General features: G+C 63.6%; 20 protein-coding genes. 4 read left to right on the top strand and 16 right to left on the bottom strand.

What is annotated here, in order from left to right:
• Positions 1–6: 6 nt before the first annotated feature.
• The 9 genes from ABFX23_RS11530 to ABFX23_RS11490 all read right to left on the bottom strand — a co-directional run bounded on the left by ABFX23_RS11530 (position 7) and on the right by ABFX23_RS11490 (position 10,985).
• A complete protein-coding gene (locus ABFX23_RS11530; protein WP_346033196.1) occupies positions 7–1,065 on the bottom strand; it encodes a FemAB family XrtA/PEP-CTERM system-associated protein in 1,059 nt (352 codons plus the stop codon).
• On the bottom strand, positions 1,062–1,973 hold the full coding sequence (locus ABFX23_RS11525) for an XrtA system polysaccharide deacetylase (RefSeq protein ID WP_346033195.1): 912 nt from the start codon (positions 1,971–1,973) through the stop codon (positions 1,062–1,064). Before ABFX23_RS11525 ends, ABFX23_RS11530 begins: the two co-directional genes overlap by 4 nt.
• A 41-nt stretch (positions 1,974–2,014) precedes the next feature.
• The gene (locus ABFX23_RS11520) at positions 2,015–3,169 is read right to left on the bottom strand and encodes an XrtA/PEP-CTERM system-associated ATPase (RefSeq protein ID WP_346033194.1); all 1,155 of its coding nucleotides are present in this window, start codon (positions 3,167–3,169) and stop codon (positions 2,015–2,017) included.
• A gap of 25 nt (positions 3,170–3,194) precedes the next feature.
• A complete protein-coding gene (locus tag ABFX23_RS11515; protein ID WP_346033193.1) occupies positions 3,195–4,880 on the bottom strand; it encodes a preprotein translocase subunit YajC in 1,686 nt (561 codons plus the stop codon).
• Entirely contained in the window at positions 4,880–5,878 is a 999-nt protein-coding gene (locus ABFX23_RS11510) for an AAA family ATPase (protein WP_346033192.1), read from the bottom strand. Before ABFX23_RS11510 ends, ABFX23_RS11515 begins: the two co-directional genes overlap by 1 nt.
• Before the next feature lie 10 nt (positions 5,879–5,888).
• Complete coding sequence (locus tag ABFX23_RS11505; protein ID WP_346033191.1) at positions 5,889–7,406, bottom strand: XrtA system polysaccharide chain length determinant; 1,518 nt, start codon at positions 7,404–7,406, stop codon at positions 5,889–5,891.
• Positions 7,407–7,422: 16 nt separating this feature from the next.
• Positions 7,423–8,040, bottom strand: a complete 618-nt coding sequence (locus ABFX23_RS11500) for an XrtA/PEP-CTERM system exopolysaccharide export protein (RefSeq protein WP_428831664.1) — start codon at positions 8,038–8,040, stop codon at positions 7,423–7,425.
• Positions 8,041–8,259: 219 nt separating this feature from the next.
• Positions 8,260–9,486 carry a pyridoxal-dependent decarboxylase, exosortase A system-associated gene (locus ABFX23_RS11495; RefSeq protein ID WP_346033189.1) on the bottom strand — a complete coding sequence of 409 codons (1,227 nt, stop codon included), beginning with the start codon at positions 9,484–9,486 and terminating at the stop codon, positions 8,260–8,262.
• Complete coding sequence (locus ABFX23_RS11490) at positions 9,483–10,985, bottom strand: acyl-CoA ligase (AMP-forming), exosortase A system-associated (RefSeq protein ID WP_346033188.1); 1,503 nt, start codon at positions 10,983–10,985, stop codon at positions 9,483–9,485. Before ABFX23_RS11490 ends, ABFX23_RS11495 begins: the two co-directional genes overlap by 4 nt.
• 12 nt (positions 10,986–10,997) lie before the next feature.
• On the opposite strand from ABFX23_RS11490, the gene ABFX23_RS11485 reads away from it, so the two are divergent.
• The 4 genes from ABFX23_RS11485 to ABFX23_RS11470 are packed head-to-tail and all read left to right on the top strand — an operon-like array spanning position 10,998 to position 13,768.
• Positions 10,998–11,996, top strand: a complete 999-nt coding sequence (locus ABFX23_RS11485; RefSeq protein ID WP_346033187.1) for a GNAT family N-acetyltransferase — start codon at positions 10,998–11,000, stop codon at positions 11,994–11,996.
• A 12-nt stretch (positions 11,997–12,008) separates the two neighbouring features.
• On the top strand, positions 12,009–12,302 hold the full coding sequence (locus ABFX23_RS11480) for a phosphopantetheine-binding protein (protein ID WP_346033186.1): 294 nt from the start codon (positions 12,009–12,011) through the stop codon (positions 12,300–12,302).
• A gap of 6 nt (positions 12,303–12,308) precedes the next feature.
• The gene (locus tag ABFX23_RS11475; protein ID WP_346033185.1) at positions 12,309–12,968 is read left to right on the top strand and encodes an alpha/beta hydrolase family protein; all 660 of its coding nucleotides are present in this window, start codon (positions 12,309–12,311) and stop codon (positions 12,966–12,968) included.
• Entirely contained in the window at positions 12,890–13,768 is an 879-nt protein-coding gene (locus ABFX23_RS11470; RefSeq protein ID WP_346033184.1) for a hydrolase 1, exosortase A system-associated, read from the top strand. The genes ABFX23_RS11475 and ABFX23_RS11470 overlap by 79 nt, the downstream gene beginning before the upstream one ends.
• Here the strand turns inward: ABFX23_RS11470 and ABFX23_RS11465 are convergent.
• From ABFX23_RS11465 to ABFX23_RS11435, 7 genes are all read right to left on the bottom strand, one after another.
• The gene (locus ABFX23_RS11465; RefSeq protein ID WP_346033183.1) at positions 13,727–14,926 is read right to left on the bottom strand and encodes a class I SAM-dependent RNA methyltransferase; all 1,200 of its coding nucleotides are present in this window, start codon (positions 14,924–14,926) and stop codon (positions 13,727–13,729) included. The genes ABFX23_RS11470 and ABFX23_RS11465 overlap by 42 nt on opposite strands.
• On the bottom strand, positions 14,923–16,323 hold the full coding sequence (locus ABFX23_RS11460; RefSeq protein ID WP_346033182.1) for an NAD(P)H-hydrate dehydratase: 1,401 nt from the start codon (positions 16,321–16,323) through the stop codon (positions 14,923–14,925). The genes ABFX23_RS11465 and ABFX23_RS11460 overlap by 4 nt, the downstream gene beginning before the upstream one ends.
• Complete coding sequence (locus ABFX23_RS11455; RefSeq protein ID WP_346033181.1) at positions 16,320–16,667, bottom strand: hypothetical protein; 348 nt, start codon at positions 16,665–16,667, stop codon at positions 16,320–16,322. The genes ABFX23_RS11460 and ABFX23_RS11455 overlap by 4 nt, the downstream gene beginning before the upstream one ends.
• The gene (ilvD, locus tag ABFX23_RS11450; RefSeq protein ID WP_346033180.1) at positions 16,667–18,529 is read right to left on the bottom strand and encodes a dihydroxy-acid dehydratase; all 1,863 of its coding nucleotides are present in this window, start codon (positions 18,527–18,529) and stop codon (positions 16,667–16,669) included. Before ilvD ends, ABFX23_RS11455 begins: the two co-directional genes overlap by 1 nt.
• A 110-nt stretch (positions 18,530–18,639) precedes the next feature.
• A complete protein-coding gene (locus tag ABFX23_RS11445; protein WP_346033179.1) occupies positions 18,640–19,371 on the bottom strand; it encodes an N-formylglutamate amidohydrolase in 732 nt (243 codons plus the stop codon).
• Positions 19,368–20,180: a 4-(cytidine 5'-diphospho)-2-C-methyl-D-erythritol kinase gene (locus ABFX23_RS11440; protein WP_346033178.1), complete on the bottom strand. Its 813-nt coding sequence runs from the start codon at positions 20,178–20,180 to the stop codon at positions 19,368–19,370. Before ABFX23_RS11440 ends, ABFX23_RS11445 begins: the two co-directional genes overlap by 4 nt.
• A 10-nt stretch (positions 20,181–20,190) precedes the next feature.
• Complete coding sequence (locus ABFX23_RS11435) at positions 20,191–21,834, bottom strand: electron transfer flavoprotein-ubiquinone oxidoreductase (protein WP_346033177.1); 1,644 nt, start codon at positions 21,832–21,834, stop codon at positions 20,191–20,193.
• Between the last annotated feature and the right edge of the window lie 29 nt (positions 21,835–21,863).

Genomic DNA, 21,863 nt, shown 5'->3' with positions numbered 1-21,863 from the left:
AGCCACCTATCCAAGTCCGCGTGCAATGACGGGACCGACCCGGTTCGCAATGCCGAGCGGAAGCTTCTTCCAGAGCGCGATGCGTGACTGGTGACGTGCGCTGGTAGGATCGGCATCCCGCGCAGCGTATCCCGGCGCGGTCCAGATCGCGTAGGATAAAGGCCCGGGCTCGAAACCCCAGTTCTTCTTGTAACTGTAAGCCCCGCTGCCGGTCTTGCTGCGCCCGAAATCGAAGCGCTCACATTCACGACTGCGCGCATGCAGCATCAGTTCGTAGTACATGCGATCGTTGGCGCGCAGGCGGCGCGCGTCCCAGGTACCGCCGCCCCAGTAGGGCATGACCGCGCCATCGTGGTATAATGAGAGCACGCTTGCGATAGGCGTTCCCTCCGCCCACACCGTCAGGATGTCCGCATCGAGCCTGTCGAGCACAGCATCGAACAGGCTTTTCGGGAAGACCGGAGTGCCGAGATTGCGCACGCTTTCGGCATAGACGCGGTAATGTGCCGATCGCTCCAGCGAGCCCTTGCCAATCGTTATTTCCAGATTGTTTTCGAGGCTCTTTCGAACTTCGGCGCGTTGCTTGCGCGGAATGGCCGCCAGCTGCGTATCGTCATCAACGGCCAGCGACGCAATGAATCCGCAGTGGCTGTCTTGACGAAGTTGCCAGTCTCGACCAGCAACACCGCCCCGAACTTCGACCGTCGGACATGACAGGCGAAGCGCGTATTCCTCAACCGCGGCAATCAGGTTCAAGGCAGTCTCGTCGCTTTCGCAAAGCACGCCGCCTTCGACAGCGAAGCCCGACGATGCCAGTAGCCGCCCAAAAATGGGCGAGTGGACCTGCGTAAGCGGCAACCACCCGGTCAGGCTGCCACACTTTTCTGCGACGAGACCGTGGGCGCGCTGCCCCGTGCCCGCTTCAATCGCCAGCAACCACGCTGGCCGGTGGAAGACCGACCCGTCATGCTCGGTGACGAAAGCCTCGATCCGGGCAGCCTCGTCTGGCTGGCGCAAGTCCACGACGCGCACACATTCGCGAACGATGGGGAAAGGCGCATTCATCCATGCACCGCCTTTTCCAGGCGCAGGCGGAGGTTTTCTCGCTTGGCGACCCCATCCATCCGCCCCCAGTGAAACTCGCGCACAAGATGCTCAAGCTTGCCGGACATCTTGCCGAGGTTCGTGTAATGCCGCAGTCGCGAACGCAGCGGAGCACCAGCAACACGCGGCTGGCCCGGATCGATTTCCCAAGGGTGGAAATAGAAGATCGCAGGCCGCCCGTCGGTCCGATTGACCTGGCGAATGGCCCAGCGGCTGAACGCATAGGGCAGCACCCGGAAGAACCCGCCCCCGCCTGCCGCCAGCCGCCTGCCGCGGAACATGGCCGTGGTGACGGGAAGCTCGACGAAATTGCTGCCTTCGACCGGCTTGAAGGCAAAGCGCGGGGCATCGCGCCAGCCATAATGATCGTGCGCGACAGGCGCGATGCTGGAGGAGTACAGATAGCCTGCCTCCGCAAGAGCCTCGTGCGCCCAAGGTGTGCGCGCGTCGATTGAAAAGCTGGGCGCGCGATAGCCGACGACGTGCGTTCCGCTCGCGTCTTCCAGCACCTTCCTCGTGCGGGCGATATCGGTTGCGAAGCTGGCCTCGTTCATGCGGAACACGCGCTCGTGGTCCCAGCCGTGGCTGGCGATTTCGTGTCCCCGGTCGGCGATTTCGCGCAGCAGGCTCCCGTGGCGCTGCGCTACCCAGCCCAATGTAAAAAACGTGCTTTTAGCCCCCGCCTCGTCGAACAGGTCGAGAATCCGGCGGACATTCCGGTCCACCCGGTCGTCCAGGCCAGCCCACTGGCCGCGCTCGATCACATCCTCGAACGCGCCCACCTGGAACCAGTCTTCAACATCGACTGACAGCCCATTGACGATTTCGTCCGCCTTTGCCGGCTTGTTGTCGAAATTCAGCGCATTCACGGCGTTGCGACTCCCTGCCCGAACTGATCGGAGCTTGGCTTTCAGGCGGCCTTGCTCGAATCCATTTCGCCTTCGATCCAGTCGATCAGCATGTTCAAGGTCTGACGAATCGTGCGCTCCTGCTCGAAGCACTTGGCTTCGACGCGGGCGAGCTGCGCGCGCAGGCTCTCGATTTCAGGGTTCACCTTTGCGGCGATATCGGCATCTCGCTGCTCGGCCAATTCCACGATGGCCTGCTGCAATTCAGCGATCTGCGCGTCGCGCTCGGCCAGGTATTCTTCCAGCGTCTCCCTGTCGATGCGCGGAGTGGTGGGCATGGCCTTCACAGGTTCATGGCTCACCTCATGCGCGGGCATCGGTGACGGTGCAGCATCGGGGAAAGCGCATTCCGCCTCCATCTCGGCCAGCACGTTCTGCAGCATGGCGGCATCAATGCGGCTTCGCTCTTCCACAGCGCCCAGCAACAACAGGCGATTGGCGATCTGGTTAATCCGGCGCGGGATGCCGCCGCTGGCCTCGTACAGTTCGGTGAACACGCGCTGGTCGAAAGCCGGATTGCCGTCCCAGCCAACCACTTTCAGGCGGTGGACGATATAAGGCTCGATCTCGCCCTTCTGCATCGGCTCGAGGTGGTGCGCGGCGATCACGCGCTGGCGCAGTTGCTCGAGGCCCGGATCGCTCTGGATCGTGACGCGGAACTCGGGTTGGCCAAGCAGCAAGGTCTGCAATAGCGGATGGTTGCCGAGCTGGAAATTCGAAAGCATCCGCAACTCTTCCAGCGCGGAGACGGAAAGGTTCTGCGATTCGTCCATCACCAGCAGGCAGCGACGACCTTCGCGGGCTTCCTCGTGCAGGAAGCTCTCGATCTCGGTCAGCGCAGTGGCCTTGTCATGCCCCTCGATATCGAGACCGAAGCTGCGCGCGACGACGTGCACGATCTCCTCGCCGTCCAGCTTGCTGGTGACGACCTGCGCCACGGTGACCTGGCTTTCATCCAGGCTTTCCATCATGTGCGCGACCAGCGTCGACTTGCCCGAACCCACTTCGCCGGTGATGACGATGAAGCCCTCTCCCTGCGCCAGGCCATAGCCGAGGTAGGACAGCGCCTTGCGATGCGTTACCGAGCGGAAATAGAATTCCGGATCGGGCGTAAGCTGGAAGGGCTTGCCGGTGAGGCCATAGAAGTTATCGAACATGGGTCTGGTCTCCTTGATGACCCTATCAGTCAAACGTGTAACGAAGGCCCAGCAGGGCCGAGGCGGACGAATAGTCGGTCAGGTCGTCGTCGCGGCTGATGCCGTCGATGCCGACGGCGGCGATACCGGTCAGCCCGCGCCAGATGTCTCGGTTGTAAGCCAGCGAAGCGGAGTAACCGATGCCATCGCCCAGATCGCCCGCACCGGCATCGAACCAGCTGGCATAGGCGCCAGCGGACAGGCCTGAATTGCGATCGAGCTGGTGGGCGATATTGGCAGCGATGTAATAGCTTTCGTCCACCACCCCATCGACAGCGGCGAGGACCGTATCTTCTGCGCCGATGAAGCTGCGACGATCGTAACCTGCACCGACGCCGAAGCTGGTGCGCCCGGCAACGGCGGAATAACTCGCGGAAACACCGCGGTTGCGGAAGACCGCAGAACGCAGCGAGTTGAGCTGGGCGAGCGTGCAGTTGTTCCCCTCCACCCCTATCACACAGCCGCCGAGGTCGCCCGAGATCGGATTGCGGACGGCGGTGAATTCGGTGCCCAGCAAGTCCAGCGCACCCGTCAACTGCCCGCCGAAGCCGGTAATGTTGTCATAAACGGCGATGCTGAGGCCCGAATTGCGACTGGCCGCGTAGGATAGCGTGCCGTAATAGGTGGTGGAGCCATAGCGGCGGCCCACGGTGGCGGAGAGCGAGGTGCGGCGACTGGGCCGCCACATCACGCCCACGTCCCAGATCAGGCCGTCTGTCTGATAGGCGATACGGCGCGGCTGGCTGTCGTCGGTGACCAGGCGACCATCGGGGCCGACCACCACGTTCCCACCCGCATCTATCAGGGCATCGCGGCTGGATACTTCCACGTATTCGTAGCCGACGCCTGCCACCAGGGCGACAGTGAGAGAGACCGGAAGCGTGACGTCGCCGCGCACGTACTTGTCGTCGATACGCTGATCGAGATTGGAAATGTCCTGCCGGTTCCATCCGCCCCCCACGCCTACGCCAACCGGCGCGACTGTGTACGGAGCGACACCAACGCGCAGTGCGGCGTTATGCGTCACGCTGTCATCGAAAATATCGACCGATTCTTCACCAGGCGCGAGCGCCAGCGCATCGGGAGATTCCACACGGGTATAGCCGAGGCGATACTGGCCGCTGATTTCCGCTGGCCCGGATCGGGTCTGGATGGCGGGACCGGCGTAGACGGAATAGATGTGGCTGGTCGAACCCTCGTTTCCGGCGATCTGGCCGACCGAACTGAAACCGCTCCCATCCACGCTGGTGCGGGACGCGAGCCCCCCGGCCTCCAGGGTAATGCCCTGGCGATAGAGACTGAGCGATGCGCGGGCGATGCCCGACACGGTATCGCTGTCCAGGGCATCGCCGTAGCCGATGTCGCGCTCGTAACGCAGCGATGCGGATGCGGCGCTGTTGCGGCCCGCAATCGTGGCATCCACGCCCGCGGCAAGCTGGGTGTAGGTCAGCACATCGTCGCCCGGTTGCAATTGGGCGGAAATGACCTGCGAAGCCTCGATATAGGGCGCAACGTCCGCGCCATAGGCACGCTCGCCCTGCTCGTCACTGCCGCGCTCTTCCATCGCAGAAGTGGCAGCGGGACCTTCCTGCTGGGCATGCGCGGCCTGCGAAACCGCCGCCAGCGCAAGCGCGAGGGTCGCCCTTGCAAACAGGGACGGATACGCTGGCATCACGCGCCCTCACCGTAATAAGCACCGAAGCGGCGCCCGCTGGGACTGAAATGTGCGGCATTGAGCAGCAGTTTGAGATCGGGACAGGCGGAAAGCAGCGTCAATGCGTCCTCCAGCGCGTTCTGTCCCGTACGATCGGCGCGAACGACCATGATGGCCTGACCCACGTGGTTGGCAAGTTCTGCAGCAGGAGAGGCCGCCAATGCGGGCGGACTGTCGAAAATGATGATCCGCTTTGGCGCAGCGCGCGTCAGCCGGTCCAGCACCTGCGCCGTGCGGTGACTTGCCAGGAATTCACTGTCCGACGTGGTGTGATTGCCTGCGGGCAGAACGTGCAGTCCGGCAATGTCGGTGGCGAGCACGCAGTCTTCCACCATCACATCGTCGCGTGCCAGCACATCCATGAAGCCCGGCCCCTTGGGCAGACCTAGCATCTTAAGCACCGAGGGCTTGGCGAAATCGGCGTCCACCAGCAGGACTTCGCAGTCCTTTTCCGCAGCCAGCGCCAGTGCGAGGTTTACCGCGCAGTAGGTCTTGCCCTCGTTTGGGTGTGGCGAGCAGATGAGGACGCGCTGCGCAAGCGCGCCGTTGCCCTTCTCCTGCGCCTTGCGCACCGATTGCAGCACCTGCCGCTTCACGATGCGGAACTCCTCGAGCAATTCCGTGACCTGCCCTTCGGGCTGGATCAGTCCGCAGCGGGCCAGGCACTCCCGACTTACCGGGTGCTGCCTGTCGCTGAATTCCACGTCGACGTAGACCGGCTCGGGCGGCGCATGCACCTTCGGCTGCGACGCGACCTGCGATGCTTTGATCGGCACCGGGGGCGCTTCGCTTTCGTCCACCATAGCTTTTGGCGTCGCGCGCTTCGGGCGGCGGTTTATGGGCTCTTTCAGCTCGTTCGGAACTTTGGCCGGCTTGTAGCCTCCAGCGCCGAACATACTTTCGGCGCGTTCAAGCAGCGTCTTGGGTGGCTCGGGCGTGTTGCTCTGGTCTGTCATCGCTCGCCCCTCAGGCCACCATGCCGCGCTGGACGAATTCGACACCCATCAGCACCACGAACATCACGCCAAGTCCGCCGAGACCGGCCGCGAAGTACCTCAGGCGCTTGGCCTGGATTTCGCGGCCTGCTTCAGTGAGCGTGTGCGATATCGTGCCGATCACCGGCAGGCCGACACTGCGCTCAAGCTGGCCTGCGGTCGCGAAAGTGGAACCAAGCTTGCTCAGCGCATAGGCACTGCCGCCGCCAGCACCGATGCCCACGATCAGCACGCCAAGCAGCAGCAGCGGCCGGTTCGGAGCTGCGGGCTTGCGCGGCGTGGTGGGCGGATCGACCACCTCGAACTGAACCGCGCTGCGTTCGCTTTCCACCTGGCCGCGCAGGCGCAGCTCCTCGCGGTCCTGCAAGAGCTGGTCGTACTGTTCGCGCAGCACGTCGTAGTCCCGGCTGATTCGCTGGGCTTCGGCGGCAGCGCCCGGTTCCAGCGCCTGGTTTGCCGTGATCGAGGCAATTTCCGACCGCAGCCCCGCCGCCCGCGATTGCAGTGACTGCACGTTGGACTGCCGCTCCACGTACATCGACTGGAGAGTGCTGTAGGCCGGGTTCAACTGGCCGCCAGAAGGCCCGGCAGCCTGCGCCTGTTCGCGCAGGGAGGCCACCGTCCGGCGGGCAGCGACCATGTCGGGATGCTCGTCGGTAAGACCGCGTGCCTCCAGCGCGGCGAGTTGCGCCTGGGCCTGCGCCAGCGAAGCCTGCGGACCTCCCGAACCGGGCGTGACGATGAAGCGCGGCGTGCTGGAAATCTGGCCTTCCAGGCCCGCCAGCGCGCTTTGCGCTGCGGCAAGGTCGGCTTCCACGGCGCGCAATTCGGCGCGCGTGGCGTTCAATTGGTTGGCAATGGCCTGCGCACCGCCGATCAGCTCAGGGTGCGCGGTCTCGAAGGCAAGGCGGCGCTCCTCCGCCGCTGCAAGCTCGGCTTCGCGCGCGGCCAGTTGCTGGTTCAGGAACTCGATGGAATCCTGCATGTCCCCGCGCGCCCCGCCGAGGTTCTCCTCGCGGAAAATGTCTATCATGCGCTGGGCGATGACCTGCGCCAGTGCGGCGTTCTGCGAATCGGACAGGTCCCGGCGACCGCTGGCAGCTGTGATCTCGAAAATGTTCTCGCCTTCGCTCACCACCTCGATATCCCTGGTCAGCCCCTCGATGGCAGCTTCCATTTCGGTGGGCGAAGTCACGCCGTCGCCGATGCGGGTGGAGCGGACCACCTTTTCGAGATTGACCGAGCTTACAAGGGTCTGGCGGATGCGATCGATATCGCGCGCCCGGCTCGCGGCGCCGATGCCGATCTGTTCGGCCAGCACGTCGTCAAGCTGCACGAAAATGCGCGTTTCACTCTCGTAGGTATTGGGGATCAGCGCGACGACCAGCCAGCCCAGGAGGCAGGTTGCCCAGGCGATGCCCAGCGCCAGCCAGCGGCGATTCCAGATCGCATAGATGCCGCCGCGCAGTTCTTCGAAAAGCTGGTTCAATGCCTTCGCGCCTTCCTCAGAACATGCTTTCCGGGATGATGATCACATCGCCGGGCCGGAGCATCACGTTGGCATCGCTATCCCCGCGGCGCAGAAGGTCTGCCAGGCGAAGCGAATATTCCTTCTGACTGCCGGTCTGGCGCTCGAACCGGATCAACGTGGCGCGGTTGCCCGCGGCGTATTCGCTGAGCCCGCCCACCGCGATCATCGCATCGAGCAGCGTCATGTTGGCGCGATAGGGGATTGATGCCGGCTGCGCGGTGGCGCCCACGATGCGAACCTGCTGGCTGAAGGTGCCGGCAAACTCATTCACGATCACCGTCACCAGCGGCTCTTCGATATACTGGGAGAGCTGGAGGCGAATGTCTTCCGCCAACATTGTCGGCGTCTTGCCTACGGCAGGCATATCCGCCACCAGCGGTGTGGTAATCCGGCCATCGGGGCGGACCTGCACTTCCGCGCCCAGTTCGTCGTTACGCCAGACGTGCACGGTAAGCTTGTCGAGCGGGCCGATCACGTATTCCTCGCCCGGCCCTTCCTGCATGGCGACAAAACGCGCGGGCTCAAGCTGCGGGCCCGACACACCGGCACCGCAGCCGGTCAGACCAGTGGCTAGGCATGCAGCGGCGACCATGAGACTGGCGGGCGTTTTCGTGCGCATTGTGCGTCCTTCGCGAATTACTGGCGGTCGGCTTGAACAGCGATCGAGCCGAACAGCCAAACCGCCCCTGGGATCCGGTCAGGGCTTCTCTCGAAAAAGGGTGAACAATGCGTTAGTCGTCACGCTCAAAACCGCGCAGGAAGCGGGTTTGCGCAGTTCTGTCCTGTTCTGGGACGCTTCGAAAATCCGGCGTCAGACCAACATTTCGCGGGCCGCACCCTGGCCAAGAAATGTCGCCGGGCTGGCGCTGGCGCCGTATGCGCCGGCACAGAACACCGCGACGAGATCACCAACCTCTGCACGGGGAAGGTGCGCGGCATCGGCAAGGCGATCCAGCGGGGTGCATAGACAGCCGACAACATTCACGATTTCCTCTGCTTCCGCGTCGAAGCGCGTAGCGATGGCCACAGGGTAATTACGGCGGACGACGGTGCCGAAATTGCCCGATGCCGCCAATTGGTGGTGCAACCCGCCATCGGTGATGAGGTAAGTGGTATCGTGGCTTACCTTCCGGTCGACAATGCGCGTCAGATAAACCCCTGACTCACCGACCAGAAACCGTCCCAGCTCTATCGCGAACCGGGTCTCTCGCAGCACTTCGGGCAGTTCGGCGAAACGCTGCTCCAGCGCCGCACCGATCGCGGAGATATCGACAGGCGTATCCTTGTCGAAATAGGGAATGCCGAAGCCACCGCCCATGTTGAGATGCGGAACGTCGACTTCGGCGTCGTTCGCAAGCTGCTCTGCCAAGTGCAGCACTTGCCCCTGCGCTTCGATCAGCGCTTCCGCGTCCAGAGCCTGACTGCCCGAATAGATATGGAATCCCTGCCAGTTAGCGCCAGCATCCACGATCTTGCGTGCGAGAGCGGGCACGCGGTCGGCATCGATGCCGAACGGTTTCGCCCCACCACCCATCTTCATGCCGGAGCCCCGCAGCTCGAAAGTCGGGTTGACCCTGATTGCAAGACGGGGCTTCACCTTCAATTGCTTGCCCATCTGGAGCGCGCGTTCCGCCTCATTCTCGGATTCGAGGTTGAGCGTGACCCCCGCCTTGATCGCGGCGAACAATTCCCGGTCGCGCTTCCCCGGCCCCGCAAAGCTGATCTCGCGCGGCAGATAGCCCGCTTCGCGTGCTTGTTCGAATTCCCCGATCGAGGCGATATCGAGGCCGTCGACGAGGTCTGCGATGAATTCCAGCAATGGACCATAGGGGTTTGCTTTCATTGCATAATGAATATTCAATCGCTCTGGCATCGCTGCGCGCAATCCGGCGATGCGTTGCTCGATGATGTCACGCGAATAGACGAACAGCGGCGTATCGCCGGCCTCCTTGACCAGCGAAGAAGCCGGGCGACCCGCAATGGCGAGTTCTCCGTCGAGCGCGGTGAATTCGGGCGGGATCGGACCGAGCGCCTTCATGCTGCTTCCCTCGCCAACAGTGCGCGGTCGATCTTTCCGTTAGGGTTCAGCGGCATGGCATCGAGCCAGCGGATTACGCTCGGCTGCATGAAATTGGGCAATTCGCGCCGAAGCGCCGCGCGCAAAGCGTCTTCGGAGCCGTTACCCCGCACGACGAGATGAATGGCGTGGCCAAGTTTCTCATCAGGCACGCCAATGGCAACGGCTTCCTCGACCAGTCCTGTCGCGATCACGGCTTCCTCGATTTCCTGCGGGCTGATGCGATTGCCCGCGCTCTTTATCATGGCATCGTCGCGGCCGACGAAATAGAGTAGGCCGTCCTCGTCCCGCCGCACGTTGTCGCCAGACCACACCGCCATGCCGCCGTATTGCGATGCCTTGGGTGCGGGCCTGAAGCGCCGCGCCGTGCGCTCCGCATCCTGCCAATAGCCCTGGGCCACCAGCGGGCCGCAATGCACGAGCTCGCCTTCAGTGTCGACTTCACCATTATGATTTACAACGAGAATCTCTGCAAACGGAATGGCTCGGCCCATCGAGGTCGGATGTGCGTCTACCAGTTCGGGCTCAAGATAGGTTGAGCGGAACGCTTCTGTCAGGCCGTACATCGGAAACAGACGCGCGTTCGGAAAAATGCGGCGCAGATCACGCACGAGGTCTTCGGTCAGGGCACCGCCACTGTTCGTCAGGCGACGCATCGGTTCCACCGCCTCAGCGGGCCATTCCTGGCCCATCAACTGGACCCACAGGGGCGGCACTGCGGCGAGCGTCGTTACGTCGTACCGGCCGCACGCCTTGATGACGTCACGCGGGGTCAGATAGTCAAGCGGAACCACACTTCCCCCCGCAAACCAGGTCGAGAGAAGCTGGTTCTGCCCGTAATCGAAGCTGAGCGGCAACACGGCCAGCGTCACATCGTCCGCCGCCATGTCGAGGTAGTGTGCCACGCTCACCGCGCCCAGCCACAGGTTGGCGTGGCTCAGCATCACGCCCTTAGGTCGTCCGGTGGAGCCACTGGTGTAGAGAATGGCGCAAAGGTCAGCAGGATCAGCTGTAGAGTGGGCGGACAGCGCCTCTGCCGAGCACGCTGCCTCCAAGGCCGCCTTTTCCTCTATCGCCGGACAGTTCGCAGGCAGGTCCTCTGCCTCGAGCGAGGCAAGACGCGCCGAATTCGCCAGCAGCAGAGTCGCCCCGCTGTCGACCAGGATATGTTTGACCTGAGCCCGCTTCAGCAGCGGGTTAACGGGCACGTGCACCAGTCCGGCCCGCGCCGCGGCGAGCGGCATCAGGCAGGTCAATTCACCCTTGGCCGCCCACGTGGCGACCCGTGCACCCTTCTCCGGAACCTGTGCAATCAGCCACCCCGCAAGCTGCGCGACACGGCTTCTTAAGTCCTTCCAGCTAAGCGCCTCACGTCGCAGGACGAGTGCCGGGTCCGCATCATCGCCGCGCAGCGCGAGGTGATCGAGCGGGCGTGGCATTGGGTCGGGCGTGGTGGACATGGATTTCCTGGAGTGCGCTTTTCGGTGACGGCGATCAGCTATCACGACACGATTAACGATCTGCAAGGCCTCGATTGGTCTGACGCAGGCCCTTTTGCACGGCCGGAATGGTTCGCCCTCTTGGAAAAAGGCGGCTTGAAGCCCGTGCTTGCCACGGCCCGCCTGGATGAAGAGGGTATCACCTTGCCCCTTCGCCGCGGCAAGCACGGGCTTGAAGCGCTTACGAACTGGTACGCTTTCACGTGGAGCGACTTGCGCACGCGCGGCACGGTAGGAGCCTCTTTGCTTCAAGACCTTGCCGCCGATCTTGCCCGCATTACCCATCGTGTCACGCTTACGAAGGTGCCCGAAGAGCAAGATACTCTGTTGCGCCTCAGCCGTGCATTCCGAAGCGCCCGTTGGCTGGTAATCGAAGAGCCGTGCGACACGAACCACGTACTCGAAGTCGCGGGTCGCAGCTTTGCGGAGTATCTCGCGGCGCGGCCCGGCCACTTGCGCACAACCCTCAAACGCAAGGGAAAGAAAGTCGACGTAACTCTCTCAACGCATCTCGATGCCGCCGATTGGGCTGCCTACGAAGACATTTATGCCGCCAGCTGGAAACCGGAAGAAGGCAACCCCGACCTGCTGCGGGCCTTTGCGCAGGGAGAAAGCGACGCGGGTCGCTTCCGCTTCGCCATCGCCCGCAAGGATGGCGAGCCGGTGGCAGCGCAATTCTGGACGGTGGATGGGGACACGGCTTACATACACAAGCTGGCGCACCGTCGGGGTGAGGACCGGCTCTCGCCCGGAACCACGCTGACCGCCGCGCTGTTCGAGCGGGTCATCGATATCGACGGTGTCGCTCACGTTGACTTCGGCACAGGCGACGATCCCTACAAGCGCGACTGGATGGAAAAGGTACGCACGCGCTGGAAACTGACCTGCCTGCGTCCCGCGAACCCGCGAAACTGGTCCGTTATGGCCAGGCATGTGCTGCGCAAGCTTGTGCAGGTGGCCTCCGATGGCTAGTGCGCAGGGACTATGGCGACCAATCTCCCCGCCCAAACCGGACAGTCCGAAGACACGGATCTCATTCTGCGGCAGGTCCTTTCGGACGTGCTCGGCCTGTCGGCGGACCGTATTGCAGAGCTGGAGCCCGATTCCGGTCTTTTCGGCCACCTGCCGGAACTGGATTCCATGGCGGTGGCGGGATTGCTCACCGAACTGGAAGACCGTCTCGACATCATCATCGACGACGAGGACGTTGACGGCGAAATGCTGGAGACGTTCGGCGGCCTGCGCTCATTCCTCGTCGGCAAGCGCACAACCGGCTGACAGCCGATGCTGACGGGTCTCTGGCCCTCGAACAGCGATGATCGGGAATATGCGCTTTCGTTCGATCGAGAGCGAGATCGGCGCTTGCTGATCATCCCGGCGCTGTTCGATGAGGGCAACAAGCTAAGGCGTTTCACGGTCGAGACCATGCGAAGGCTCGACGCGGCGGGAATAGATACCTTCCTGCCTGACCTCCCGGGCACTAACGAAAGCCTCGCGAGGCATGGTGCGCAGGATCTGGCGACATGGCGTTCTGCCATGGATCACGCGGCCAGGCATTTTCGTGCGAATCAGGTGCTGGCAATCAGGGGAGGCGCTCTTCTCGCGCCGACGCACGTGCACCGCGCGCATTATGCGGCCACGACCGGCATGAAAACCTTGCGCGCCCTGTTGCGAGCGCACGTAATGCAGCGACGCGAGGCAGGAGTGCATGTCACCATCGACAACGCGCTTACGACTGGCCGCACGGAAGGCTTGAGCATGGTCGGCTACGATTGCTCGGCCCGGCTGATCCGCGACCTGGAGGCCGCCCGGCCACCGGAGCCAGAACTCCTGGTAGAACAGAGCCAACTGCAAGGCCCGGGGCTATGGCTCCGGACGGAGCCCTCCGAGGATGCGCAACAGTCGCTGCTATTGGCGCGAATTATCTCTGGTTGGCGGTCATGAGTAGGCGGTTCCTCCAGTTCGACTGTGAAGGCGCCCGCCTTTTGGGTACTTTGGCGCATGCCGAAGGCACTGCCGGTCTTCTGATCGTCAGCGGCGGCAACGAAACACGCAGCGGCCCTTTCGCGAGCCAGGCAAGTCTCGCAAGGGAGATAAAAAGGCGCGGCTACCCGGTATTCCGCTTTGATAGGCGCGGCGTGGGTGACAGCGAGGGCGAAAATCGTGGTTTTCGCTCTTCGGCAGCTGACCTCGCGACTGCGCTGGAGGCGTTCAGGCAGGCCTGCCCGCAGATGAAACGCGTGGTGGCCTATGGCAACTGCGATGCAGCTAGCGCCCTCATGCTGCAAGGCGGCGCGGGGTGTGATGCCCTCGTGCTGAGCAACCCATGGACCTTTGACGAGGAAGACGCGGTTGCACCGGTACATGCCCCGCAGGCGGTGCGATCTCGCTACGCCAGGAAACTGCGGCAGGCCAGCGAATGGCAGCGCCTGCTGACGGGAGGTGTGTCCTTGCGCAAGCTGATCGAGGGACTGCGAACCGCCATGGTGCGCACAAGCTCGCAGAGCGATCTCGTCGCAGCCATGCAGGACGCGATGGCGAGCTACAACGGCTCGGTATTGATGCTGGTATCCGGTCTCGACCGGACCGGACAAGCTTTCCGGTCCGCTTGGCGAGGCAGAGGCAAAATCGTGGTTCTCGAGCGCGCTGACCATGCCTTTTCCGAGAGCGCGGACCGCATGAGGCTGGAAGACCTGATTGGATCAACCCTTGATGAACAGGCTCGCCAACTCGACGTGGGTTGACCAGCGGAATTGCCCGACAGGGCGAAGCTCTGCCAGCGCGTAGCCAGCTTCTTTCAACTGCACGCTGTCACGCGCCCAACTCGACGGGTTGCAGCTGATATAGACGACCCGCGAAACATTGCTTTGCGCCACCTGCTCCACTTGCGTGCGTGCCCCCGCGCGCGGTGGATCGAGCACGATGCCGTCGAAGGCATCCAACTCACTGGCGCGCAGCGGATTGCGGAACAGGTCGCGGTGCGCGCATTCGATAGGCAAGCGCCGACGATTGGCGACGAGCCGCAAGGCGTTGATGGCAGACGCATCGGCCTCTGCTGCCAGCACCTGCGATTGCCCAGCAAGCGACAGCGCGAAAGTACCCAGCCCCGCGAACAGGTCTGCTACCCGGTTGCAGCGAGAGAGCCATTCCTTCGCGGCGCCAGCCAGCGCCGCCTCGCCATGATCCGTGGCTTGCAGGAAAGCGCCCGGAGGGAAAGGCACGGGCACGCCACCTAACGTGACCGTCGCGGGCTCCGGCTCCCAGAAACTCTCTGCACCGAAGCCGTGGTCGAGCGTCAGGCGGGCAAGGCCCTGCTCCCGGCAGAAATCGAGAAGCGTTTCGGTCTGCTCCAGCCCTTCCGGTGCAAAACCGCTGATGTTCAGGTCGACGCCCTGATCCAAAAGCGTCATCTCGATGCCGATGGCGTAGCGGCCTTTCAATTGCGCAAGGTACTCGCGCAGCGGCTGCACCAGCGCAAAGAGGCGTGGATGCAGCACATGGCATTCGCGCATGTCGACGACCTTGTGCGAACCACCTTGCGTGAAGCCGATCAGCGGGCGACCACCGCCGTTCACCGCGCGCAAGCTGGCGCGGCGGCGGGTGTGCGGGGGTGACATGGCGGGAGTGACAACCACTTGAGGCTCCAGGCCCTGCCCCTGCGCAGCATGGACCACCCGGCCTCGCACGAAATCGCTGAGCGCTGCCTCGTCGCAATGCTGCAACTGGCATGCGCCGCAGGTGCCGAAGTGACGGCAGGGCGGAACGACATGGTGCGGGCCATGCTCGAGACTTCCGTCCGCATGCACGATATCGCCGGGTGCGGCCATGGCCACGTGCCGTCCATCTGCGGTCACGCCATCGCCCTTGGCGGCGATGCGGATGATCTCGGCATTCTCGCTCATGATAGCGCCGCAAAGGCATCGGGGACGTATTCGACAAGTTGCCCGGCCGTGAAGACCGGGCCTGCAAGCCGCGCGGCCTCCGCATGGAGCCAACAGCCTTGTTCCGCCGCCAGGCGCGGGCTGACACCCGTTGCCAGCCTGCTGCCGATCAGTCCGGCAAGAACGTCGCCCGTCCCCGCCGTGCTTAGCCAGCTTGTGGATGGCGGCATGACGGCCAGCGAAGAACCTTGCGCAGCAACAATCGTGTCCGGCCCCTTGGCGACCAGCACGCCTTCGATCGCTTCAGCGAGTTCAATGGCCTGCTCCACCCGGTCAAGCCCGACGGTGCCAAAGGCGTTGGCCATGCCCTCCAGTTCGCCCGCATGGGGCGTGGCGATAATCGGCAGGCTGCGGTCCTCCAGCATGGGCGGCTGCAACAGGGCCAGAGCATCGGCATCGACGACGGTGGGAACGTCGCAGGCGAGTATCCAGTCGAGGCGCGACATTGCAGCATCGCTGCGACCGAAGCCGGGGCCGATCACGATGGCATTGATGCGGTTGTCGCGCACAAGCTGGAACAGGGATCCATGTTCCACCACCACGTCGACAGGCGCGGCAGGTGGCTCGCAATCCTCGTCAACGAGGATTTTTACATAGCCCGCTCCGCCATGCTGGGCGGCACAGGCAGCAAGGACGGCGGCCCCTGGCATCGCACCGGCAATCACGGCCACCATGCCGCGCGAATACTTGTGCGCATCGGGCGCAGGCTTGCGGAAGCTGGGCCGTGCGGAAAGGCGCGCTGCGGAATGGACCTTGCCCACGCCGATATCGACCAGTCTGCGCTCTCCCATTCGTGCCATGGCAGGCATGAACCAGTGCGCGTGCTTCCAAGCCCCTAGCGCGAGGGTGAGATCATATTCCGGCAGCCCGTCGTTGAGGACATCGCCGTTGTCGCTGTCGACACCGCTCGGCAGGTCTACCGCGATCCGCAAGGCGTGGCCGGTCGAGAGGTTGTTAAGAAGGCCGAGCAGCTCGTCGGACAGTGGTCTGCCCAGCCCGGTTCCGAACAGGCAATCGACCAGTACGTCTCCGCTTGCGTGTTCCACTACCTCGCCGCCCCATCTGCTGCGCGCTGTTTGCGCGGCATTGGTCTTGGGCTCAATCGGCGCAACGACCGATACGAAGAGGCCTCTCTCTGCAAGCACGCGGGCGATCACGTAGCCATCACCGCCGTTGTTTCCCGGCCCGCACAGCACCGTCACGGACCGACCGGCAGCGAGACGCCAGACCCAGTCGGCGGCTCCGGAACCGGCGCGCTCCATCAGGCTCTCTACGGTTTCGCCGGCGTCGATCAGCCACTGCTCCGCAGCCTTCATCTGTTCGGCGGTCAGGATCTGCTGGGGCGCGGGAGCACTCATTGCGAAACCGGCAAGTGATAGCGATCCGAATCCACGCGCACTTCCACGTATCCACCCAGGTTTGTCACTTCGGCCTGCTGCGCACCGTCCGCGGTGACGAGGCCGTAACCGGGCACGCCGAGTTCGAAGCGGCGAAAGGCGCCGTCGGGGTGCCGCACGATCACGAAACTCGCGCCGCCCTGCTCGACCCGCTCCATAGAGCAATCGCGGCCGAAGCCGCCCGCGCCGCCCAGCGAACAGTCGATCATCGCAGCGCCAGCGGCATGCCGTGCGTCCGCTTCGCCCGCATCCTGGCATCCGCCCAGCGCGACAGCGGCAAGAATGGCAGCGCCGCTTGGGCGCACTATTTCCTGCCTTGCGTGATCTGGCTGACGTCACGCACGGCGCCCTTGGCGGCGCTCGTCGTCATGGCGGCATAGGCCTGCAAGGCGGGCGTGATGCGCCGCTCCCGCTTCTCGACCGGCTGCCAGGCGGCATCGCCCTTCGCTTCCATGTCGGCGCGGCGGTGGGCAAGTTCTTCCTCGCTGATCACCATGTTGATGGTGCGAGCCGGTATGTCGATCTCGATGATGTCGCCGGTTTCCACGAGGGCAATTGCCCCGCCCTCGCCCGCTTCGGGGCTGGCATGGCCGATGGAGAGGCCCGAAGTGCCGCCGGAGAAACGCCCGTCGGTCAGCAGCGCGCATTTCGCGCCGAGACCCTTCGATTTGAGGTAGCTGGTGGGGTAGAGCATCTCCTGCATGCCCGGACCGCCCTTCGGCCCTTCGTAGCGGATCACCACCACGTCCCCGGCCTTCACCTCGTCACCGAGGATAGCTGCTACGGCGGCGTCCTGGCTTTCGTAGACCTTGGCGGGGCCGGTGAATTTCAGGATGCTTTCGTCCACCCCGGCGGTCTTCACGATGCACCCGTCGCGCGCGATGTTACCGTAAAGCACGGCGAGCCCGCCGTCCTGAGAGAACGCGTGTTCGGCGCTGCGGATCACGCCGCTTGTCCGGTCGAGATCGAGCTCCTTCCATCGGCGCGACTGGCTGAATGCCGTCTGCGTCGGCACGCCGCCGGGCGCGGCCTTGTAGAATTCGTGAACCTTGGGATTGGCGTTGCGGACGATATCCCAGTCATCCAGCGCGTCGCCCATTGTCGGGCTGTGCACGGTGGGCAACGCCGTGTGCAGCAGCCCCGCACGGTCCAGCTCGCCAAGAATTGCCATGATACCGCCCGCCCGGTGCACGTCTTCCATATGTACGTCGGCCTTGGCCGGAGCAACCTTGGACAGACACGGAACCTTGCGGCTCAGACGGTCGATATCCTGCATGGTGAAATCCACCCCCGCTTCCGCCGCAGCAGCGAGCAGGTGCAAAACGGTATTGGTGGAGCCGCCCATGGCGATGTCGAGGCTCATCGCATTTTCGAACGCTTCGAAGGTGGCGATGGAACGGGGAAGAACGCTGGCGTCGTCCTCTTCGTAATAGCGCTTCGCCAGCGCGACCACGAGCCGCCCTGCCCGCTCGAACAGGCCCTGCCGGTCGGAATGGGTGGCAAGCTGCGAGCCGTTACCCGGCAGCGAAAGACCCAGCGCCTCGGTGAGGCAGTTCATAGAGTTGGCGGTGAACATGCCGCTGCACGATCCGCAGGTCGGGCAGGCCGACTGCTCGATGCTGAGGACTTCCTCGTCGGTATAGCTCTCGTCCGCTGCGGCAACCATGGCGTCGACCAGGTCCAGCGCCACTTCCTTGCCCTTCAGCACCACCTTGCCGGCCTCCATCGGGCCGCCGCTGACGAACACGACCGGTACGTTCAGTCGCATTGCCGCCATCAGCATGCCGGGCGTGATCTTGTCGCAGTTGGAAATGCACACCATCGCATCGGCGCAGTGTGCGTTGACCATGTATTCCACGCTGTCGGCGATCAGATCGCGGCTGGGCAGAGAATAGAGCATCCCGTCGTGGCCCATGGCGATGCCATCGTCCACGGCAATGGTGTTGAATTCCTTGGCAACGCCGCCTGCCGCCTCGATCTCGCGCGCGACCAGCTGACCAAGGTCCTTCAGGTGCACGTGGCCCGGCACGAACTGGGTGAAGGAATTGACCACGGCGATGATGGGCTTGCCGAAGTCGCTATCCTTCATGCCGGTGGCGCGCCACAGGCCGCGGGCACCGGCCATGTTGCGGCCATGGGTGGTGGTACGTGAGCGATATGCGGGCATTGTAAGTCCTGCCTTGCGTCGGTCCTGCTTGGGTGTGTCACGACCTCCCTTAAAGGAAGGGGCGACCTGTCCGAAAGAGGAAAAGCTTTTGCGCGATCAAGCGGCGCTGGTCAGTCGAAGGTGTCGAGCGCCAGTTTCACCCGGCCAGCCACGTCTGCGATGATCGCGGCCCAGCGGGCTTGCCCTGTCTCGGTCGCGATCAGGTCGTTGCGGATCTCGATCGCGCAATAGGGCCGACCGTGCGCCTCGGCATGGCGGTTCATCGTCGCGTTGAGCAGCTTGCCGGAATAAGGCTCGTTGTCCCCCACGGTAACACCGAGCTCGCCAAACAGGCGGATAGCGTGCTTCGCCGCACGATCGTCCTCGTTGTAGAGCAGGCCGATCTCCCACGGACGTTCCTGCGAAGGGTCGCTCTCCAGTTCGGGCGTAAAGCTGTGGATGGAGAGGATGAGGCCCGGCTGCGCCTCGTCGAACCAGCGCTCCATCTCGGCGTGGTAAGGCCGGTGGTATGCATCGAGGCGCGCTTCCCGGTTGGCGCCGATGTTGCCGGGCACCAGGATGCCATCGGTGTTTATGGGGATGAGCTTATCGTGATCTTCCTCGCGGTGCATGTCGATCACGAGGCGGCTCACATCACTGAGCAGGCAGGCGATGCCGTGACGACGCGCAAGGCGGTCACACACACCGCCCGCGCCGATGTCCCAGGCCACGTGCTTGTCCAGTGTTTCGCGCGATACGCCCAGCTCGAATTCGTCCGGCACGCGGTTGGAAGCGTGGTCACACACGGCAACAATGCCGCCCGGCCGGGCTTCGCCGATATGGCGAAAGACCGTCTCGCTCATCGCAAAAATCCTTTCATCTGCCACCAGTCGGAATGCTCCGCTGCCAGCTTTTGTGCCGCCCTATCGCGGATTTCTGCCGATTCATAAAGGGCGAAGCACGTTGCGCCGCTGCCGGACATCTCGTGCATCCACGGATCGGTGGAGGACAGCGAGGTGAGGACGGTGTCGATTTCGGGGCAGATCTTTACGGCCGGCTGGCGCAGATCATTGCGACCGTCGCGCGCGATCGCGCTTGCCGGTCCGTCTGGCAGCGACCCTCGATCTGCACCATCCCAAGCTTTGAACACCGGCCCCGTCGGTACCGCCACCCGCGGATTGACCAGCAACACGGCCATCCCCGCCATGTCGTTCTCGACCTCCACCCGCTGCGCTCCGGTGCCCAGCCCGATGTGCATGTCGCTGTCGACACAGGCGGGTACATCCGCGCCCAGCCTTGCCGCACGCTCCCGCCAGTCGTCGGGCAGGCCATAGGCACCCCGAACCATGCGAAAGACTGCCCCCGCATCGGCCGATCCCCCGCCAAGCCCCGCGGCAACGGGCAGGTTCTTCTCCAGCGTCACATCCAGACCATCGGGACGCGGCAGCGCCGACAGGGCCTGCGTCACGATATTGTCGAAAGGATTGGCCAGTGCCGTTGCGAACGGACCGACAGTGGTCAGCCGATCCTTCTCCGCCCTGCGCGCCGTCAGCACGTCTCCGCAATCAACGAAGGCGAACAGGGTCTCGAGTTCGTGATAGCCATCCTCGCGCCGCCTGCGGACATGCAGCGCGAGGTTGATCTTGGCATAGGCTGTTTCGGTGAGGTGCAAAGCCCCCGGCTCACATGTTCGGATAGTTCGGCCCACCGCCGCCTTCGGGCGTGGTCCAGTTGATGTTCTGGTTCGGATCCTTGATGTCACAGGTCTTGCAGTGAACGCAGTTCTGCGAGTTGATGACGAATTTCGGCTCCTCGCCGTCCTCCTCAACCCACTCGTAAACGCCCGCCGGACAATACCGTGCCGAGGGTCCGGCGTAGACTTCCAGCTCGCTCTTTCGCTGCAATTCCATGTCCGCAACCTTCAGGTGGTTGGGCTGGTCCTCGGCATGGTTGGTGAAGCTGTAGGAGACGCTGGTGAGGCGGTCGAAGCTGATCTTGCCGTCGGGTTTGGGATAATCGATCGGCTGGTGCAGGTCCGCCCGGTGCGTGGCCTCGTAATCGCGGTGATGGCCCATTGCGCCGAGCCCCACGCCCAGCGTGCGCAGCCACATGTCCGCGCCGGCCAGCACCGTGCCGATATCGCCGCCGAACTTGGCGACCAGCGGCTGTGCGTTCTGCACCTTCTTCAATTCCTTGGCGATCCAGCTGTCGCGAAGGTTGGCATCGTAGTCAGCCAGCTCGGTGTGTTCGTGCCCTGCGCCGATTGCAGCCGCCACGCTCTCCGCGGCCAGCATACCGCTTTTCATCGCGGTGTGACTGCCCTTGATACGCGGCACGTTGACGAAACCTGCCGCACACCCGATCAACGCGCCGCCAGGGAAGGCCAGTTTGGGGACGGACTGCCAGCCACCCTCGTTGATGGCACGTGCGCCATAGGCGACACGCGTGCCACCCTCGAGATATTCCTTGATAGCGGGATGGTGTTTCCAGCGCTGGAATTCCTGGAATGGCGAGACGTAAGGGTTCTCGTAATCGAGTGCCGTCACGAAGCCGATGGCGACCTGTCCGTTCGCCTGGTGGTAAAGGAATCCCCCGCCCCAGGTGTCGGTTTCGCTAAGAGGCCAACCCTGGGTATGAATCACCCGGCCCGGCTCGTGCTTTTCGGGATCGATGTCCCACAATTCCTTGATGCCGAGCCCGTAGACCTGCGGCTGGCAATTCGCCTCCAGGTCGAACTTCGCCTTCATCTGCTTGGTCAGGTTGCCGCGCGCACCTTCTGCAAACAGGGTATACTTGGCCTGGATTTCCATCCCCGGCTGGTAATCGGGCTTGTGACTGCCATCTGCGGCAACGCCCATGTCCTGCGTGATCACGCCGGTGACAGCGCCGTCCTCGCCGAACATGACTTCGGCAGCGGGAAAGCCGGGGAACACCATCACACCCAGCGCCTCGGCCTGTTCGCCCAGCCACCGGGTCAAGTTGCCCAGCGAACCGGTGTAGCAGCCCTTGTTGCTCATCAGCGGCGGCATCATTGCGTGCGGCAGGCTGGTCTTGCCATTCTTGCCGAGCATCCAGTGCCAGTTGTCGGTAACGGGTGTTTCCGCCATCGGGCAGTCCATCGTGCGCCAGTCCGGCAGGAGTTCGTCCAGCGCCTTGGGATCGACGACAGCGCCCGAAAGGATATGCGCCCCGATCTCGGAGCCCTTTTCCAGCACGACCACTTCCAGCTCTTCGTTGAGCTGCTTCAGCCGGATTGCCGCGGACAGCCCAGCAACGCCGCCGCCGACAATCACTACGTCCACGGGCATGGATTCCCGTTCAACCATCATTTCGCCTCGTTTTGCGGAACAAACAT

This window comes from Erythrobacter westpacificensis (assembly GCF_039542285.1).
Lineage (GTDB): Bacteria > Pseudomonadota > Alphaproteobacteria > Sphingomonadales > Sphingomonadaceae > Alteraurantiacibacter > Alteraurantiacibacter westpacificensis.
Note: the sequence above shows the minus strand (reverse complement) of the source record. Positions and strands in the feature narration are given on the sequence as shown.